The organism is Lysobacter enzymogenes (assembly GCF_017168095.1).
In the GTDB taxonomy this organism is placed as follows: domain Bacteria; phylum Pseudomonadota; class Gammaproteobacteria; order Xanthomonadales; family Xanthomonadaceae; genus Lysobacter; species Lysobacter enzymogenes_D.
The window spans coordinates 1-17,312 of the sequence record NZ_LXSD01000503.1 but is presented as its reverse complement, the minus strand read 5'-3'; the positions used below and the strand labels follow the sequence as shown (position 1 = coordinate 17,312).

General features: G+C 70.5%; 16 protein-coding genes. 14 read left to right on the top strand and 2 right to left on the bottom strand.

Annotation, left to right across the window (positions count from 1 at the left end; genetic code table 11):
- From A7A76_RS20680 to A7A76_RS20635, 10 genes are all read left to right on the top strand, one after another.
- On the top strand, positions 1 to 885 hold an 885-nt coding region (locus A7A76_RS20680; RefSeq protein WP_206413075.1), incomplete at its 5' end, for a hypothetical protein.
- A 249-nt stretch (positions 886 to 1,134) separates the two neighbouring features.
- Complete coding sequence (gene rpsF / locus A7A76_RS20675) at positions 1,135 to 1,563, top strand: 30S ribosomal protein S6 (protein WP_074870147.1); 429 nt, start codon at positions 1,135 to 1,137, stop codon at positions 1,561 to 1,563.
- Between the two features lie 22 nt (positions 1,564 to 1,585).
- Positions 1,586 to 1,816, top strand: coding sequence for a 30S ribosomal protein S18 (rpsR, locus tag A7A76_RS20670; protein WP_031372470.1), 231 nt, complete (start codon positions 1,586 to 1,588; stop codon positions 1,814 to 1,816).
- A 155-nt stretch (positions 1,817 to 1,971) separates the two neighbouring features.
- A complete protein-coding gene (gene rplI / locus A7A76_RS20665) occupies positions 1,972 to 2,424 on the top strand; it encodes a 50S ribosomal protein L9 (protein ID WP_096378074.1) in 453 nt (150 codons plus the stop codon).
- Positions 2,425 to 2,746: 322 nt separating this feature from the next.
- Complete coding sequence (locus A7A76_RS20660; protein ID WP_057947702.1) at positions 2,747 to 4,159, top strand: replicative DNA helicase; 1,413 nt, start codon at positions 2,747 to 2,749, stop codon at positions 4,157 to 4,159.
- Between the two features lie 553 nt (positions 4,160 to 4,712).
- Complete coding sequence (locus A7A76_RS20655) at positions 4,713 to 6,218, top strand: aKG-HExxH-type peptide beta-hydroxylase (protein WP_206413074.1); 1,506 nt, start codon at positions 4,713 to 4,715, stop codon at positions 6,216 to 6,218.
- On the top strand, positions 6,215 to 7,366 hold the full coding sequence (locus tag A7A76_RS20650) for an aKG-HExxH-type peptide beta-hydroxylase (protein WP_206413073.1): 1,152 nt from the start codon (positions 6,215 to 6,217) through the stop codon (positions 7,364 to 7,366). Before A7A76_RS20655 ends, A7A76_RS20650 begins: the two co-directional genes overlap by 4 nt.
- Positions 7,363 to 7,650 (top strand): hypothetical protein, encoded by a 288-nt coding sequence (locus A7A76_RS20645; RefSeq protein ID WP_206413072.1) that lies wholly within the window; start codon positions 7,363 to 7,365, stop codon positions 7,648 to 7,650. The genes A7A76_RS20650 and A7A76_RS20645 overlap by 4 nt, the downstream gene beginning before the upstream one ends.
- A 132-nt stretch (positions 7,651 to 7,782) precedes the next feature.
- Complete coding sequence (locus tag A7A76_RS20640) at positions 7,783 to 7,929, top strand: hypothetical protein (RefSeq protein ID WP_168356357.1); 147 nt, start codon at positions 7,783 to 7,785, stop codon at positions 7,927 to 7,929.
- 53 nt (positions 7,930 to 7,982) lie between these two features.
- A complete protein-coding gene (locus A7A76_RS20635; protein WP_206413071.1) occupies positions 7,983 to 8,822 on the top strand; it encodes a class I SAM-dependent methyltransferase in 840 nt (279 codons plus the stop codon).
- A gap of 24 nt (positions 8,823 to 8,846) precedes the next feature.
- Here the strand turns inward: A7A76_RS20635 and A7A76_RS20630 are convergent, their stop codons facing one another.
- Positions 8,847 to 10,298 carry an NAD(P)/FAD-dependent oxidoreductase gene (locus tag A7A76_RS20630; protein ID WP_206413070.1) on the bottom strand — a complete coding sequence of 484 codons (1,452 nt, stop codon included), beginning with the start codon at positions 10,296 to 10,298 and terminating at the stop codon, positions 8,847 to 8,849.
- A gap of 202 nt (positions 10,299 to 10,500) precedes the next feature.
- A complete protein-coding gene (locus A7A76_RS20625; protein ID WP_206413069.1) occupies positions 10,501 to 10,914 on the bottom strand; it encodes a hypothetical protein in 414 nt (137 codons plus the stop codon).
- Positions 10,915 to 11,518: 604 nt separating this feature from the next.
- Between A7A76_RS20625 and A7A76_RS20620 the strand changes: the two genes are divergently transcribed.
- The 4 genes from A7A76_RS20620 to A7A76_RS20605 all read left to right on the top strand — a co-directional run bounded on the left by A7A76_RS20620 (position 11,519) and on the right by A7A76_RS20605 (position 17,114).
- The gene (locus tag A7A76_RS20620) at positions 11,519 to 11,851 is read left to right on the top strand and encodes a glycine zipper 2TM domain-containing protein (protein WP_074870170.1); all 333 of its coding nucleotides are present in this window, start codon (positions 11,519 to 11,521) and stop codon (positions 11,849 to 11,851) included.
- A gap of 330 nt (positions 11,852 to 12,181) precedes the next feature.
- Entirely contained in the window at positions 12,182 to 13,258 is a 1,077-nt protein-coding gene (gene alr / locus A7A76_RS20615) for an alanine racemase (RefSeq protein WP_206413068.1), read from the top strand.
- Between the two features lie 193 nt (positions 13,259 to 13,451).
- A complete protein-coding gene (locus tag A7A76_RS20610; RefSeq protein ID WP_206413067.1) occupies positions 13,452 to 15,104 on the top strand; it encodes a S8 family serine peptidase in 1,653 nt (550 codons plus the stop codon).
- 324 nt (positions 15,105 to 15,428) lie between these two features.
- The gene (locus tag A7A76_RS20605; RefSeq protein WP_206413066.1) at positions 15,429 to 17,114 is read left to right on the top strand and encodes a S8 family serine peptidase; all 1,686 of its coding nucleotides are present in this window, start codon (positions 15,429 to 15,431) and stop codon (positions 17,112 to 17,114) included.
- Positions 17,115 to 17,312 lie beyond the last annotated feature (198 nt).

The following is a 17,312-nucleotide window of genomic DNA, read 5'->3' as shown; positions in this document are numbered from 1 at the left end:
GAGCGCTTGCTGGACGGCTGGCGCAACTGCCCGGACCCGGCCGCCGCGGCCGGGCGCAAGCGGCCGGCGCTGGACGTGCTGCGTTATCGCGACTGGCCGCAGGCCGTCGCCGAGCTGACTGCGCGCGAGCGCGCCGGCCGGGTGGCGGCGCTGTTCGCGCCGTACCTGATCGACGCCGAAGCCGAGCTGGCGGCCGCGCCGCCGCCGTCCGGGCTGCCGCTGCTGTTGCCGGTGACCCTGCGCGGCCTGGCGCCGGACGCGGCGACGGTGTGGTTCGGCTTGCCCGGCCAGCTCGAGCAGGCGCGCGCGCTGATCGCCGAACGGCCGCGCGCCCGGCGCTGGCGGCTGTACCGCGATCCGGCCGATGCGGCCGCGCTCGCCCAGGCGCGGATCCTGGCCGCGGAACTGGCGGGGCGGGGCGTCGCGGTCGAGCAGGCCGCAAGCCTGTTCGATCCGGCCGCCGCCGCCGAGGCCGAGCCCGCGACGATCCTGGCCTTGTCGCCCCTGCCGCCGCCCGCGGACGAAGCGGCTGCGTCCGCAGCCCTGGTCTTGCCGGCCGCGAACCTGGAGTGGGACGCCGCCCAGGCCTGGCGCCGGCGCGGCGTCCGCCTGCGCCTCGCCCATGCCTATCCGCCGCAGGCCGCGGCCGCGCCGGGGCAGTGGATCGGCCCGCAGCAGGCCTGGCAGGCGCTGGGCTGCGAACTGCTCGCGCACCTGCCGCCGTTGCCGGCCGACGCCGCCGCGCTGCCGGCCTGGCGCCGTCAGGTCGCTTCGTCGCCGCCGCTGCGGCTGCAGGGTTGGTTCGAATTGCCCGCCCTGGCTCCCGCCGGACGCGGGCACAGTCGCGTAAACTTGCGAGATTGGCCGGACGCCCCGGCCCGCTGAGTGATCCGGTCAAAGCGGCCCCGCACACGGCCGCAACCCGGCCCGGCCCGCGGCGCCCAATCCGGCAGACGGCTCGCCAGGACCTGCCCAGGCCTGCCGATTTGCGCCGCCGCCCGCGCACCGGTCATAATGCGCGGCTCCCCAGAGGCCAACGGCTTCTGCGGACCCTTGCTCCACCGGGCCGTCGCGGCCTCGGGGGGCTGAACGGGAACGCCGTCGGCGTTCCTTCATCCACAAGGAATCACAGCAATGCGTCATTACGAAGTCGTGTTCCTGGTCCACCCGGACCAGAGCGAGCAGGTCCCGGCCATGGTCGAGCGCTACAAGTCGCTGATCGAAGCCGGCGAAGGCAAGATCCACCGTCTCGAAGACTGGGGCCGCCGCCAGCTGGCCTACCCGATCGAGAACCTGGTCAAGGCCCACTACGTCCTGCTGAACATCGAAGTCACCCAGACCGTGCTCAACGAGCTGGTCGACGGTTTCCGTTTCAACGACGCGGTCCTGCGTCACCTGGTCATGAAGCGCGACGAAGCCGACACCGAGCAGTCGCTGATCATGAAGTTCAAGGACGAGAAGGGCGACAAGCCCGAGCGCGGTGAGCGCCGTCGTCGCGACGACGACAGCGACAGCGCCGTCGGCTCCGCCGACAGCGCCGAAGACACCACCGAAGCCGCCTGATCCCTTCTAGGAACTCATTCCCATGTCCAAGTTCTTCCGCCGCCGCAAGTTCTGCAAGTTCACCGCCGAGGGCGTCAAGGAGATCGATTACAAGGATCTCAACACCCTGCGCCAGTACCTGACCGAGACCGGCAAGATCGTGCCGAGCCGCGTCACCGGCACCAAGTCGAAGTACCAGCGCCAGCTGGCCACGGCCGTCAAGCGCGCCCGTTTCCTGGCTCTGATCCCGTACACCGACAACCACAACGCCTAAGAGCTGGTGGATAGAGGCGGCTTCGCCGCCGAGGAGATAGGAAATAGCGGCTCTCGCTATCTTCTATCTCCCATCCGCTATCTCCTGATGTCCCTCGTTCGGACAGCGCCCCCGCTGCGAGCCCACAGGCCCGCTAACGAATACGGAGCAATCCCATGCAACTGATCCTGCTGCAGAAAGTCACCAACCTCGGCAACCTCGGCGACAAGGTCAACGTCAAGCCGGGCTACGGCCGCAACTACCTGGTTCCGCAGGGCAAGGCCGTGCCGGCCACCGCCGCCAACCTGGCCGAGTTCGAAACCCGCCGCGCCGATTACGAAGCCAAGGCCCAGTCGCTGCTCGACGGCGCCGAAGGCCGCAAGGCCAAGCTGGAAGGCGTGGAGGTGACCATCACCGCCAACGCCGCCACCGAAGGCAAGCTGTACGGCTCGGTGACCCCGCGCGACATCGCCGAGGCGCTGACCAAGGCCGGCTACGAAGTCGGCAAGTCGGAAGTGATCATGGGCGAAGGCCCGATCCGCCGCACCGGCGAATACGACGTGCTGCTGCACCTGCACGCCGACGTCGAAACCACGGTCAAGGTCATCGTGGTCGGCGAAGCCGCCTGATCCCGAGTAGATCGACGCGGTAACACGAGGGGCGCCGCGAGGCGCCCTTCGTTTTTGAGGAACGAGTGAAGAGGAACTAGGAACGGAGTCGAGTCGCTTCCACTCGTTCCTCTTCACTGGTTCCTCGAACAGCGCGTCGCAACGCCTGCGACACCCCAGCGCTACACCTACCCACCCCTTATCCACAGATTTTCCACCGACCTATCTGCAACGGTAGGCCGCCCCCGGCCGCTAGGATGAGCCTTCCGGGGCGAGGTCCCGGCCAGCGCCGGGCACCGGCCAGGCCGAATCAGCGGCCGCATCGACCAGGATCGCCTTCCCGATGAGCTCACGTCCCGGATTCCGCGGCGAAAAACGTTTCGAGACCCGCGCCGAACAGCGCATCGACCAGCTGCGCGTGCCGCCGCAATCGGTCGAGGCCGAGCAGGCCGTGCTCGGCGGCCTGATGCTGGCGCCCGACGCCTACGACCGCGTCGCCGACCAACTGGTCGAGGAAGACTTCTACCGCCGCGACCACCAGCTGATCTACCGCGCGATCCGCGAGCTGGCCGAGCGCAGCCGCCCGTTCGACGCGGTGACCCTGGGCGAATGGTTCGACTCGCAAGGGCTCAGCGAACAAGTAGCCGGCGGCGCCTATCTGATCGAGCTGGCCACGACCACGCCCTCGGCCGCCAACATCGCCGCCTACGCCGAAATCGTTCGCGACAAGGCGGTGATGCGCAAGCTGATCGAGGTCGGCACCGAGATCGTCAACGACGGCTTCCAGCCCGACGGCCGCGACAGCAGCGAAATCCTGTCCAAGGCCGAGCAGCAGGTGTTCGCCATCGCCGAAGCCGGCGCGCGCGGGCGCACCGACTTCACCCCGGTGACCAAGGCGCTGTCGGAAGCCTTCGACGTGCTGCAGACGCGCTACGCCAACGGCGGCGCGGTCACCGGCCTGCCGACCGGCTACACCGAATTCGACGAGATGACCGCGGGCCTGCAGAACACCGACCTGCTGATCCTGGCCGCGCGTCCGGCGATGGGCAAGACCACCTTCGCCCTCAATATCGCCGAGCACGTCGCCTTCCGCACCAAGAAGGCGGTGGCGGTGTTCTCGATGGAAATGTCGGCCAGCCAGCTCGCGCTGCGCCTGATTTCCTCGGTCGGCCGTGTCAACGCGCAACGGCTGCGCTCGGGCCAGCTCGAGGACGAGGATTGGGCGCGCGTGACCGGCGCGATCCGCCAGCTGCGCGAGGTCAAGATCTTCATCGACGACACCCCGGGCCTGTCGCCGGACGTGCTGCGCGCCAAGTCGCGCCGGCTCAAGCGCGAGCACGACCTGGGCCTGATCGTGATCGACTACCTGCAGCTGATGTCGGTGCCGGGCAACCAGGAGAACCGCGCGACCGAGATCTCGGAGATCTCGCGCTCGCTCAAGCACCTGGCCAAGGAGCTCAACCTGCCGGTGATCGCGCTGTCGCAGCTCAACCGCTCGCTGGAACAACGCGCCGACAAGCGCCCGGTGATGGCCGACCTGCGCGAATCCGGCGCTATCGAGCAGGACGCGGACATCATCATCTTCATTTACCGCGACGACTACTACAACAAGGAAACCTCGCCGGACAAAGGCCTGGCCGAGGTCATCATCGGCAAGCAGCGTTCCGGCCCGACCGGCTCGCTCAAGCTCAAGTTCTTCGGCGAGTACACCCGCTTCGACAATCTCGCCCACGACTCGATCGGCAGTTTCGAGTAAGGGCCTGTGCCCGGTCGCGACGGCCGGGCGGGCGGCGCGATGGCGCCGCCGTCTTCGGCGTCGCGGCGCGCGCGGGTGTCCGTCGCCCGACGCGGCGCATGCGCCGCATGCACGCGCCGCTTCGTCGCCGCAAACGCGTGTTGCGCTGCAACGTCGCACTCGCTCGAGCGCGGCGTTCGGCGACTCGCGAACATCGGGCGCAAACGGTTAAACGCCCGCCGCGCAACGCATCGCGCTCCTTTGTTTGCCCGATCGGCCGCATCGGCGGCCCGATCCGCCGCGTTCGCCGCGACGCCGTCGCGGTTCTGCGACGCGCTTTGCGATTTGTCCGTGCGCACCGCGACCTTGCGCGTTCGCGCGCTGCCACGCAGGTCGCATACAGAAAAAAACCTTGTCGCTTTGCGATGCGCATGCACAAAAGCGCATGACGCCTTCTTGCTATAAGCCGTCTTGCCGTCCGTCCGCGCTCGGACGCGCGCAGCGAACCTGTCGCTGAGCTGTCGCCGCGCGGTACACGACAACGCAACGTTGCCACCAGCGAGGTAGGTCTTCCATGAGAGATCTGATCCAGCAAGTCGACGCGCGCCTGCAGGCCCACGACGAGTTCGGCGATTCGCAACAGATCGTCCGGCTCAACATCGAACGCTACAAATTCGCGCTGACGATACTGGCGCGCGAAGACGCGCGATTGCGCGCGCTGTTGCCGGCGGTGGAGGCGTTGGCCCAGGAGGCCGCCGACAAGGTGTTCGGCGACGTGCTGGTGCGCGCGGAACTGGAAGCGGCGATCGAGCGCATGGAAACCGGGGTCGCGCCGGCGCATCAGGCCGGCCTGCTGGCCTGGAGCCTGGAACGCAGCCTGGCGACGATCGAGCAGCCGCTGAGCCTGTCGGCCGCGGCGATGCAGCGCAATTTCGTCGTCGGGCCCGACCTCGACGGCCGCCGCATCTGGGTCTGGGACCTGGCCGACGCCGCCGAGCCCACCGCCGACGCCCTGCGCGAAGCGCTGCGCCTGGGCTTCATGCCCGGCGGGCACTGCGAGGCCGAACTGGTGCGGCCGACGCCGCAGATGGTCGCCCAGCTCGAACGCGCCTGCGCGCTGCTGCAGGCGCTGGTGCCGCAGATGGCGCGCAGCGTGTTCGGCCACCTGCATTCGGTCGCGTTCGCGAACATGCGCAACGAGCGCGGGCCGATGCTGACCGCATCCGGCGGCGATTCCACCCCGTGCATGATCTTCATCGCGCCCGAAGAGCTGGCCAATCCCTGGGACACGGCGGTGCACATCATGCACGAGGCCGTGCACCTCAAGCTCTCGGACCTGGTCCGCACCAGCGCCGCAGTGGTGCGCGAGGACATGGTCCAGCTGCCGTGGGGCCGCGAGATCTCGGTGTCGAACTGCCTGTTCGCGTTCCACGCCTATGTCCACCTGCAACTGTTCCGCACCGCGGTCGAACAGCTCGGCCCGCAGCTGCACGATATCTACGGCGCGCCGGAAAGCTATCGCGCCGGCACCCGGCCGCATGCGATGTCGGTGGTCAACAACGCCTCCGCCGCGCCGTTCTCGCGCGGCCACGAGCGCATGGCCTATCTGGCCGCGCAGTTCCGCGGCGAGTGGTCGCACTACCTGACGCCGTATGCGCAGCGCATGGTCGAGTGGCTGTGCGAAGCGATCGCGCCGCTGATCGATCTGCCGCGCGCGGCGGCCCCCGCGCGCGCCGAAACCGCCGATGTCCGCGCCGCCGATGTTGCCGATCCCGCCGATTCGCTGCGCTACGCCAAGAACCCGCAACTGCAGCTGCGCCCGGTCGGCGACCGCGGCGTCCTGTTCGCCGCCGATCCGGCGCAGCCGAAGATCCGCAAGCTCAATACCGCCGCGTGGTTGATGTTCGAACTGTGCGACGGACGCAGCGGGCAGGATCTGGCCCAGGCCTACGCCGACATCGCCGGCGTGGCTTCCGAGCGGGCTTGGCGACAAGTCGGCCCGGTGCTTGGGAGCCTGGTCGCCAGCGGCATGATCCTCGCCGATGGCCGCGCCGCCGCGGGCCAGGGGAGGGCGGCATGAACGCGCACGCGCAACTGGTCGCGGCCGCCGACCGCGCGCTCAGCGTCCAGCCCAACTTCGGCGACTCCGGCCGCATCCTGGCCAAGGTCTATGCTCGCTATCGCTTCGGCGCGGAACTGTTTTCCGAACGCCTGCCGGGCGTGGCGGCATTGCAGCCGCAACTGGAGGCCTTGCCCGACGCCGAACTGCGGCGGATCTTCTTCGACCCGCTGCTGCGCCTGGCCGCCGAGGATGCGTTCTCCGAGCTGGAAAGCGGGCAACTGGCCGCGCCGCACCGCCTGGAGCGACTGCTGCCGCAAGCCCTGGCCGCGCTGCCGGCGGGCCTGTGCGAATCGCGCATGGCGCAGCGCTGGAGCCTGCAGTCCGACGAGCCGCACTGGATGTGGTCGATCCTCGGCAGCGAGGATCCCTGCGCGCTGCAGCTGCAGGCGGCGTTCGACAAGATCTTCGCCGACAACCCGGCCAACCGCGGCGCGCTGCTGAACCCGGACGCGGCCGCGCGGCAGAAGGTGCAGGACTCGATCGCGCTGCTGTCGATGCTGCTGCCCAACGCCGGGCCGGCGGCGCTGCGCCACGTCGGCGCGATCGCGTTGCTGGAGGCGCAACTGGAAGGCGGCATCGTGCTGTCGGCCGCCGGCGGCGACCTGACCCCGTCGACCGTGTTCGTTTCGCTCGAACAGCTCGGCAATCCCTGGGACATCGCCGGCTGCCTGCTGCACGAAGGCCTGCACATGAAGCTGTTCGACGCCGCGCGCTCGGTGTCGCTGGCCAGGGCGCCGGATGCGACCATCCAGGTGCCGTGGCGCAACGTGCGCTGGTCGATCGTGCGGGCGATCTTCGCCTATCACGTCTATGTGCACCTGTCGCTGTTCAAGGCCGCGGCGCTGGTCGCCGACCCGCGCTGCTTCGAACGCTTCGGCGATCCCGCGGCCTATGTGAGCCGGGCGCATGCGATGTCGGTGGTCAACAACGACACCGCGCACCGCTACGGGCGCTCGATCGACCGCGCGCGCTACCTGGGCGAGATGCTCGAGGGCGAGTGGTCGCACCTGCTCTCGCCGGGCGGTTTCGAGCTGGTGCACTGGCTGCGCAGCTCGCTGGCGCCGGTCGACGCGGCGATGTTCGCCGACGCGCGGGAGGCCGCATGAACGCCACGCAGAGCTTGCGCAAGGCCGACGGCCTGCGCTCGCGGCCGGTGCCGCAGGCCGAATGCCTGATGGTGTTTTCGCCGCGGTCCGGGCGCATCCACTGGCTCGGCCTGGACAGCTGGCTGCTGTTCGAACTGTGCGACGGCCGCAGCGTGGAAGCGATCGCACGCGGCTACGCCGAACTGGCCGGCGACAAGCTCGGCGGCGGCGACGCCCGGGCGCGCGCGCTGCGCGGCCTGGATTCGCTGCTGGGCAGCCGGCTGGTCGAAGCCGCGCCGGCCTGAGCCGGCCGGACCGAATCGATTCATCGCATCGGGCCCGCGCGAGGGCCGCGCAGAAGGAGCGGTGGCAAGCGTCGGCACGGACGCCGCGACGATCGCAGCAAAGCAGTACGTCCATTCCACAGGAGAACGTTCATGAGCAATGAAACCAACCTGGATACGCTGAAAGACCTGCTGAGCAACAAGAAGGCGCTGGAAGAGTCGGAAGTGACCACCGGTTCGGCCGACGAGCGCCGTTGGTGGCCGCCGTACAACGTCTCGCCGGCGCCGCCGAGCAACTGACGCAGCGACCCGCCGTGCCCGTAAGGGCGCGGCGGGGTTTGCCTGGCTCGGCCATGGAACGCATACCCGATTCCGACAGCGGCGCCAGCGCCGACGATGCGCCGCGCGCCGGCGAAATCTGGCGCCCGCGCGAACGGCCCGAGCACGCGGTGGTGGTGCTGGCCTGCCTGGAGGGCGCGGTCGACTACGCCTGGCTCGACCGCGACGCCGCCGACGGCCGCGCGCCCGCGGCGCAGTGGGCGCAAGCGTTCGAAGTGGTGCTGGAACAGGCCGACCACACCCATGCCACGCCGGTGCGCCGGCACTGGCTGATCGACGCGCAGGCGCAGCGTCTGCGCGGATGCCGAGTGCTCGAACTGGGCGCGCACACCGGCGGCCTGACCCAGGGCCTGCTCGCGCACGCCGCGCAGGTGACCGCGCTGGAGCACAACCCGCGCTGCGTGCGGCGCCTGCGCGAGCGCTTCGGCGACGATCTGCGTATCGTCGCCGGCGACATGCACCAGGCCTTGTGGGAACTGCCGCCCGGCAGCTTCGATGCGATCGTCTGCGCCGGCGTGCTCTACCACTCCGCGCATCCGTTCCTGCTGCTGGAGGCGATGGCGCAGCTGCGGCCGCAGGCGATCCTGATCGACACCCTCGACGACGGCATCGCCGGACTGCGCGCGGTGGTGCCGAACCTGGTCAACAGCTGCAACTATCGCTACAACCAGCGCCCGGACTGCGGCTACTCGGTGGTGCTCGGCGCGGACTTGATCGCCGGCGCGCTGGCCCGGCTCGGCTATGCCTCGATGCAGCGCATCGACACGATGCAGGCGACCATCGCGCCTGAGCACGACAGCGCCTATTTCCAGCAATGGCGGCGCAGCCTGTCGGCGTGGTTCCTGCGCGATTGAACGGCGCCGCGCGGGCGCCGCCGCTCAGGCCCAGGCCTGGCGCACCTGGGCGAAGTAGTCGCGGAAGAACGGCACCATGCGCTTGCGGTCGGCGGCGACGATGGCCAGCAGCTCCGGCGCGAGCACGTACTCGTCTTCGCCGAGTTCGTCGTACAGGCCGTCGAGCATCTGCTCGTAGAAGCGCGGGAACGCGTGATGCCAGCCGACCCGCGGCAGGCGGATGCTGTGCTCGGCGCCCATCGCCACATAGTGCTTGAGCGCTTCGGCGCGCGCCGATTGCGGCGTGTACAGGCGGATCGGCCGGCGTTCGGGCGCGAAGGTCTCAGCGAACAGGCCGTCGCCGCCGCAGACCCGGTCGGCGATGTGCCGGGCCAGCAGCGGCGACAGGAACAGGCCGTCGCGATAGGTGCCGGCCAGCAGCCACAGGCCTTCGACCGAGGTCGGGCCGATCAGCGGGCAGGTATCGACCGCGACCGGGCGATTGCCGGCCTGCCATCCCACCAGTTGCGCCGCGCACAGGTCCTGGTCGAGCTGGTCCAGCGCGCATTCGAGCAGGAAGAACATGTCCGCCGGCGAGGTGCGCAGCATCGGCTGGGCGAACAAGGTGTTGGTGGCGCCGACGTACAGGCGGCCGCCGCCGCGCGGCACCGCGTGCAGGCCGCAGGCGAAGGCGCGGTTGGGCGTGCGCAGCACGTGCGCCTGCTCGCGCGGGCCGGTGTCCAGCAGCAGCGAGGTGCCGCCGCCGCAGAACAGGCGCGGGATGCGCCGGGCCAGATCGGGCAGGCTGTCGAGCAGGGTCTGGGTCCACACGCCGGCGGCGAGCACCACGCGCGGCGCCGACAGGCGGCGGCCGTCGGCCAGGCGCACGCCGTCGATGCGGCCGTTGCCGAGCTCCAGTGCGGTGGCGGTGGCGTCGATCAGGGTCAGTTGCGGCGAGCGTTCGATCAGGGACGTCAGCGCCTGCAGCAGCCGCGCGGCGTCGATCGAGCCTTCGTTGGGCAGGTACAGCGCGCGGCTGGGGCGGCAATCGTCGGCGGGGTTGAGCCCGTCGATGCGGTTCGGGTCGAGGGTTTCGTAGGCCTCGCCGTTCTCGTGCAGGGCCTGCAGGATCGCCGCGTAGTTCTCGTCCTCGATGGTGCCCGATTTGCTGTTGCTGAATACCACGGTGCCGGCGCGGATCGACACGCGCTCGGCGTCGGGCAGGGCCTGGTTGATGCCGTCGAGCCAGTCCGGCCAGCAGCGCGCGGCGTGCAGGCCCTTGGCCAGCTTGGCGCGTCCGGCCTCGGTACGCAGCAGCTGCGCGGTGACTTCGCCGTAGCAGCCCATCATCGCGCCGGCGGCGGCCGAGGCCGCGCCGGTGCGCGCCTGCGGGCCGACCACCGCGACCCGCAGTTGCGGGTCGCGCAGTTGCAGCGCGTGCGCCGTGGCCATGCCGAGCACGCCGTTGCCCACCACTACGACATCGAAATTCGTCATGCCCGCTCCGTCGTGTTCGCCGCGCGCCGTTCGCGCAGCGCTCGCCGCGCGCGGCGGCGCGTGGTGCGCCGCGGCCGGCCCTGCATCATGCGTGCGTCGGCCGCCGCGGGCGCGCGACCTGATGCGCAGAACGCCAACTTCGATACATCCGCTTCCGGCCTGTGCGCGCTCGCGCGCATCGGCGCGGGTGCGCGGACGAGGCTCAGGTGCAAGGCGCTTCCCACGCCAGCCGGCGTTCGCCGCCGGCCGCGTCCTTGACCACGAAGCACTGCACGTAGTCGGATTCGGCGAAGGTCGGCAGCGCCGGGCATTCGATCTGGCGCGCGCTGGCGTACAGCGAGGCCGATGCGGCTTGCCCGGGCAGCGCCTGCAGTGCGCCGTCGGGCGTGGTGGCGAACTCGCCGCGCTGGCCGTGGGCGTCGACGCGGAAACCCAGGCGGGCGCCGTCCAGGCCGGTCAGCTCGGCGGCCATCGGCCGGCCCCAGCGCTGGATCTCGCGGTCCTTGTCGTCGAACTCGACCACCCAGTCCGGCCGCAGCCAGGCGTCGCGCAGCGGGATCGCATCGACCCGCGCCACCGGATACGCGCCGCAGCCGTCCTCGCCCCATTCGACCACGCGCGGATCCTTGCGGCGTTTGTCCGACGAGGGATCGCCCTTGCTGGCGAAGGCGAAGCGGTAGGGCGGCGCGGCCGGTTCGGCTGCTGCGTTCGCTGCGTTCGCTGCGGGCGTTGTGGGCGGGACAGGGGACGCGGTGTCGGTCGGCGGCGCAACCGGTGCGGCAGGCGCAGCGGCCGGCGCCGGCGCGCGTTCGCCGCAGGCGGCGAGCGCCAGGCACAGCGCCGCGCTGGTCAGTGCGGGACGGATCCGAGCCGTTCGTCCCGGCCAGAGCGCAGGCAGCGGGGCGGCGTTCGACGCGGGCAGGGGCCGGGGCAGTCGGCGTTCCATGCGCAATTCTCCTCTTCGATCGGCGCGCGCCTGGCGGCGGCGCACGCGCAAAGAGCCATCATAGGCGGCGGCGAAGCGGGGCGGTACCGCGCCGGGCGCGGCGCGATGGTTGATTGCGCGCACGCTCCGCGCATTCCTGCGCGCGTTCCGGCGCTGCGCATGCGCCCGTTCAGGCTCGGCGGATTAGCCTGCACCGGCGATGCGGGGATTGACGTTGTTATGACGAGTCCGGGCGCATCGTAGCCATCGCCCTTCCAACTCCTTTGGTGAGTTTATGAACTCCACTTTCAAATCCCTGATCGCCGCTGCGCTGGTGTCCTGCGTCATGGTCACCGGCGCCGCCGGCGCGCAGACCAAGTCGAAGAAGACCCCGCATTGCTACAACGTGGAAGTGCAGCGTCCCAAGCAGATCAAGGATCAGCACAAGATCGCCGGCACCGCGATCGGTGCGGTGGCCGGCGGCCTGCTCGGCAACCAGGTCGGCGGCGGCAACGGCAAGAAGCTGGCCACCGCGGCCGGCGCGGTCGGCGGCGCGTTCGCGGGCCGCAAGATCCAGGAAAACCAGCAGAACAAGACCGAAACGGTGATCGAGCGCCGCTGCGACTGACGCAGCCGGCTGCCGCCGTTGCGACACCCAGCCGCGCGCGGGCGACCGCGCGCGGTTTTTTGTGGGTCTGTCGGTTGGCGTCGTTGGTGTGGGAGTGACTTGGGAGGGAGCTTTTGTGGGAGGGCCTTCAGGCCCGATGCTTTTGTTTCAGATAGCCGAGGCCTGAAACAAAAGCATCGGGCCTGAAGGCCCTCCCACAAGGGACTCTTCCACAACCGCGTCAAGCCAAAGCCGAAGCCGCCGCCGCTCTCGCTTTGCCCGTTCTGCGCGCAGCCGAGACTTCACACTCGCCTCATTGGCCCTCGCAGGCTCGCCGCTAGAATGTGCGCCATGGCACGACCGACTTGCGCACACATCCACACCGACGCCCTGCGTCACAACCTCGCCCAGGCCCGGGCGCTCGCTCCCAACAGCCGGGTAATGGCGGTGGTCAAGGCCGACGGCTACGGCCACGGCCTGGAACGCGTCGCCCGCGCGCTCGAAGGCGCCGACGCGTTCGGCGTGGCTGCGCTGTCCGATGCCGACCGCCTGCGCGCGGCCGGCCTGTCGCAGCCGATCGTGCTGCTGTCGGGCTTCGACGAACCCGAAGACCTGCCGCAACTGCGTCGCCTGGGCGTGGAAACCGTGGTCCATCACCTCAGCCAGATCGAGATGCTGGAACAGGCCGCGCCGGGCGAGCCGGTGCGCTGCTGGCTCAAGGTCGACAGCGGCATGCACCGCCTGGGCTTCGCGCCCGAGCAGGTGCGCGAGGCGTATGCGCGCCTGCGCGCGGCGCCGGCGGTGGCCGAGGACATCGTGCTGATGAACCACTTCGCCAGCTCCGACGAATTCGCCAACCCGCAGACCCGCCAGCAGATGGCCGCGTTCGACGCCGCCACCGCGGGCCTGGACGGCGCGCGCTCGCTGTCGAACTCGGCCGCGGTGCTCGGCTGGCCCGATGCGCACGCCGGCTGGATCCGCCCGGGCGGGCTGCTGTACGGCATCAGCGTGGTCGAAGGCCGCACCGGCGCCGATTTCGGCCTGCGTCCGGCGATGACCTTGTCAACCCGGCTGATCGCGGTCAACCGCGTGCGCCGCGGCGAGCGCATCGGCTACGCCGCGACCTGGCAATGTCCCGAGGACATGCTGGTCGGCGTGGCCGCGATCGGCTACGGCGACGGCTACCCGCGCGTGGCGCCGCCGGGCACGCCGGTGCGGGTGCGCGGGCAGGAGACCCAGCTGATCGGGCGGGTGTCGATGGACCTGATGACCATCGACCTGCGCGGCATCGATGCGCCCGCGGTCGGCGATCCGGTCGAGCTGTGGGGGCCGGCGCTGCCGGTGGAACGCATCGCCGCGGCCAGCGCGACCATCGGTTACGAGCTGACCTGTTCGATCACGCGCCGGGTGCGCTTCGTCGAAGCCTGAGCGCTGTGCCGCGTTCCCGGTGTGAACGGCGTCGAAGAACCCGGTGCGCCAGTCTCCGAGCTGTTCAGCGTACTTAGAAATGATGCCTGCGCAGGGTAGGGAGGCGTTGCTGGCGTCACGTTTGCAGAAGAATCGGGCACACGCCCGACGGCCGCTCCGACCGGAGCCGGCCGACACTGCAACCGGGGGTTCGATGAAGCAGAGCAAGTTGGTGTGCGCGCTGGGCCTGGGTCTGGCGACCCTGATCGCGTCGACGGCGGGCATGGCCCAGGACGCGCCGAACCCGAATCGCGTGTGGGTCAAGTTCAAGTCCGCCGGCGGCACCGCCGCCGGCGCCAGCGCCCGCAGCGGGCTGGCCGCCGCGCCGAACCTCGGCCAGCGCATCCAGGCGCTGCGCGGCAAGCTCAGCGCGGCCCAGGCCGGCGACGCGCAGCTCAACTACCAGTTCGACCGCATCAACACCGCGGTCATGACCCTGGCCTCGCCGGAGGCGATCAAGGCCTTGCGCGCCAATCCCGAGGTGGAATCGGTCGAGATCGACCAGCCGCGCTACCTGCAGGCGCAGAGCGTGCCCTACGGCATCGACCAGGTGCAGGCGCGCGACGTGTGGGACGCCAACCGCGACGGCACGCTCGACGCCGGCGCCGCCAACGGCTCGGGCATCAAGGTCTGCATCATCGACTCGGGCCTCAACAAGAACCACGAAGACTTCGCCGGCATGACCATCACCGGTTATCCGACCGGCTGGGACACCGACACCTGCGGCCACGGCACCCACGTCGCCGGCACCATCGCCGCGGTCAACAACGACAAGGGTGTGGTTGGGGTCAGCCCGGGCAAGGTCTCGCTGCACATCGTCAAGATCTTCGGCAGCAACGGCTACAACGGCAGCGGCCACGGCCAGTGCTCGTGGACCTACTCCTCGACCCTGGCCGACGCCGCGCAGCGCTGCCAGGCCGCCGGCGCCAAGATCATCAACATGAGCCTGGGCGGTCCCAGCGCGTCCACCGCCGAGCGCACTGCGTTCCAGAGCGTGGCCGATGCCGGCGTGCTCAGCATCGCCGCGGCCGGCAACGACGGCAACAACACCCAGAGCTATCCGGCCGGCTACGCCAGCGTGGTGTCGGTGGCGGCGGTGGATTCGAGCAACGCCAAGGCCAGCTTCTCGCAGTTCACCCCGAAGGTGGAACTGTCGGCGCCGGGCGTGGACGTGCTGAGCACCTTCCCGCTCAAGAACGACCCGCTGGTGGTCGGCACCGCGAGCTTCGCCGCGACCCCGGTCGGCGGCTCCAGGCAGGCCAGCGCCAGCGCCGGCTGGGTCAACGGCGGCCTGTGCCAGACCTCGTCGAGCACCTGGCGCAACAAGATCGTGGTCTGCCAGCGCGGCACCAACACCTTCTACGAGAAGGTCAGCAAGGCGCAGAGCGCGCGCGCGGCCGGCGTGGTGATCTACAACAACGTCGACGGCGCGTTCGCCCCGGCGCTGTACACCGGCACCGCGCCGAACCTGAGTCCGGCGACCTCGAGCCTGCCGGCGGTGGCGATCAGCAAGGCCGACGGCGAGAACATCGTCGCCAACCTGGCCGGCAAGACCGTCGCGCTCGACGCCACCCCGTCGGTGGACAACGCCGGCTACGAGAAGATGAGCGGCACCTCGATGGCGACCCCGCACGTGTCCGGCTCGGCCGCGGTGGTGTGGAGCGCCAAGCCCGCCGCCACCGCCCAGCAGGTGCGCGACGCGCTCGACGCCACCGCGCTGGACATCGACGCGGCCGGCCGCGACGACAACACCGGCTGGGGCCTGGTGCAGATCCCGGCGGCGATCGCCGAGCTGCAGGCGCAGTAAGCGCGCCGCCGGTACGCCGCTCGACGCGAACGGGAGCCCCGCGGGGCTCCCGTTTTTTTTGCGCTTGCAGTCGCGCGCCTTCGTTCGCGCGCTTTCGCTTCGCGCGCTTCGCTTCGCGCGTGTCCGCTTCCTGGGATCAGGTGCCGCAAACCCGCCTTCGATGCGGCTTTCCCGCGCCAACCCGCACCCGGGACGAGTCCGAAAGTGAAACGGACGGGTGGGGCGCCGCCGCCGCCGCGCCGTTTGTGATCGACATCGGACGCAGCGTTGCGGCCGACGCGGCTTCCTCCGGAAGCCGGTTGCGATCATCGAACAGGGGACGACATGAAGCAGAGCAAGTTGGTGTGCGCGTTGAGCCTGGGCCTGGCGGCGTGGGCCGCGTCGAGCGCGGTCGCGGCGCAGGACGCGGCCGCGCCGCGCGTGTGGATCAAGTTCAAGGAGGCGCCGGCCGCGGCCGCGCCCACGCTGTCCACCCGGCCGCAGGCCATCCTCGACCAGATCGCGAGCATCGTGGCCCGCTCGAACGAACGCATGAGCGCCAACGTCCGCGGCGTCAACGCGCGGCTCGGCCAGCGCAAGCTCGGCCAGGCGACCTTGCACCACCGCTTCGAAGGCCTCAGCCGCGCGGTGTTCACCCTGCCGTCGCGCGCGGCGCTGGACAGCCTGCGCCAGGATCCGTCGGTGGAATCGATCGAAATCGACCAGCCGCGCTATCTGTTGCAGCAGGACACGCCGGTCGGCATCGGCCAGATCCAGGCCAGCGCGGTGTGGGACGCCGACGGCGACGGCGCGCTCGACGCCGGCGCGCCGACCGGCGCCGGCATCAAGGTCTGCGTGATCGATTCGGGCCTGAAGCGCGCCCACGAGGATCTGGCCGGCGTCGCCATCGCCGGCAGCGCCAACGTTTTCGGCGCGAGCTGGGACAGCGACACCTGCGGCCACGGCACCCATGTCGCCGGCACCATCGCCGCGGCCCACAACGACAAGGGCGTGATCGGCGTGAGCCCGGGCAAGGTCTCGCTGCACATCGTCAAGGTGTTCGACGGCGCCGAATGCAAGCCGGTGCTGTTCGCCTCCGACAACGTCGCTGCGGTCAAGAAGTGCGAGGCGGCCGGGGCCAAGGTCGTCAACATGAGCCTGGGCGGCCCGAACCGGTCGTCCACCGAGGAAAGCGAATTCAAGCTGGCGGCCGACCGCGGCACGCTGGTGGTCGCCGCGGCCGGCAATTCCGCGATCACGCCGTTTCCCGGAACCAACCTGGTCAATCCGCCGCTATATCCCGCGTCCTACCCGAGCGTGGTGTCGGTGGCGGCGGTGGACTCGGGCGACAAGCGCGCGAGCTTCTCCGAGTTCAACAATCAGGTCGATCTGGCCGCGCCGGGCGTCGGCGTGCGCAGCCTCGGCCTGTCCTCGAGCGAGCCGCTGAAGGTCGGCAGCGCGACGTTCCCGGCCACGGTGCTGACCGGCTCCGCCGCCAGCCGGGCCAGCGCGGGCTGGGTCGACGGCGGCCTGTGCAAGGCCTCGTCGGCGGCGTTCAAGGGCAAGATCGTGCTGTGCCAGCGCGGCGAGATCACTTTCGTCGACAAGGTCGCCAACGCGAAGTCGGGCGGCGCGCTCGGCGTGGCGATCTACAACAACGTCGACGGCGAGTTCGCCGGCAGCCTGTCGCCGGCCAGCACCCTTCCGGCGACCGGCATCTCCAAGGCCAGCGGCGAGGCGATCCTGGCGGGACTGGCGGGGCAGACCATGGTCGTCAATGGCGTCTTGAACGTGAACGACAGCTCCTACGCGGTGATGGACGGCACCTCGATGGCGTCGCCGCACGTGGCCGGCGCGGCCGCGGTGGTGTGGAGCGCGCGCCCGAACGCGACCGCGCAGCAGGTGCGCGAAGCGCTGTTCACGACCGCCCGGGACATCGACGCCGCGGGCCGCGACGACAACACCGGCTGGGGCCTGGTGCAGGTCAAGGCCGCGATCGATGAGCTCAAGCGCGTGGTTCCGGCGAAGTAAGCCGCCAGTCGCGAGCGCTGCGAGCGGCCGGGACGCCGGCCGGCGAGCGCGTTGGGGGCGGCCGGCTCGCGCAGGGCGTCGCGCCTGCCTTGATTCTGCATCGCCCCGACGAACCGCCGCCCGCAGGGGCGGCGGTTCCGTATCTGGCGCGGCGCGGCGGACGCGGCGGACGCGGCGGACGCGGCGGGTCGGGGCGGG

Coding starts and splice junctions, on each gene's coding strand:
- A7A76_RS20650 (WP_206413073.1), top strand. CDS start 6,215: ATGAACGCGCACGCGCAACTGGTCGCGGCCGCCGACCGCGCGCTCAGC.
- rplI (WP_096378074.1), top strand. CDS start 1,972: ATGCAACTGATCCTGCTGCAGAAAGTCACCAACCTCGGCAACCTCGGC.
- A7A76_RS20605 (WP_206413066.1), top strand. CDS start 15,429: ATGAAGCAGAGCAAGTTGGTGTGCGCGTTGAGCCTGGGCCTGGCGGCG.
- A7A76_RS20640 (WP_168356357.1), top strand. CDS start 7,783: ATGAGCAATGAAACCAACCTGGATACGCTGAAAGACCTGCTGAGCAAC.
- A7A76_RS20610 (WP_206413067.1), top strand. CDS start 13,452: ATGAAGCAGAGCAAGTTGGTGTGCGCGCTGGGCCTGGGTCTGGCGACC.
- A7A76_RS20660 (WP_057947702.1), top strand. CDS start 2,747: ATGAGCTCACGTCCCGGATTCCGCGGCGAAAAACGTTTCGAGACCCGC.
- A7A76_RS20635 (WP_206413071.1), top strand. CDS start 7,983: ATGGAACGCATACCCGATTCCGACAGCGGCGCCAGCGCCGACGATGCG.
- alr (WP_206413068.1), top strand. CDS start 12,182: ATGGCACGACCGACTTGCGCACACATCCACACCGACGCCCTGCGTCAC.
- A7A76_RS20620 (WP_074870170.1), top strand. CDS start 11,519: ATGAACTCCACTTTCAAATCCCTGATCGCCGCTGCGCTGGTGTCCTGC.
- A7A76_RS20645 (WP_206413072.1), top strand. CDS start 7,363: ATGAACGCCACGCAGAGCTTGCGCAAGGCCGACGGCCTGCGCTCGCGG.
- A7A76_RS20655 (WP_206413074.1), top strand. CDS start 4,713: ATGAGAGATCTGATCCAGCAAGTCGACGCGCGCCTGCAGGCCCACGAC.
- A7A76_RS20630 (WP_206413070.1), bottom strand. CDS start 10,298: ATGACGAATTTCGATGTCGTAGTGGTGGGCAACGGCGTGCTCGGCATG.
- rpsF (WP_074870147.1), top strand. CDS start 1,135: ATGCGTCATTACGAAGTCGTGTTCCTGGTCCACCCGGACCAGAGCGAG.
- rpsR (WP_031372470.1), top strand. CDS start 1,586: ATGTCCAAGTTCTTCCGCCGCCGCAAGTTCTGCAAGTTCACCGCCGAG.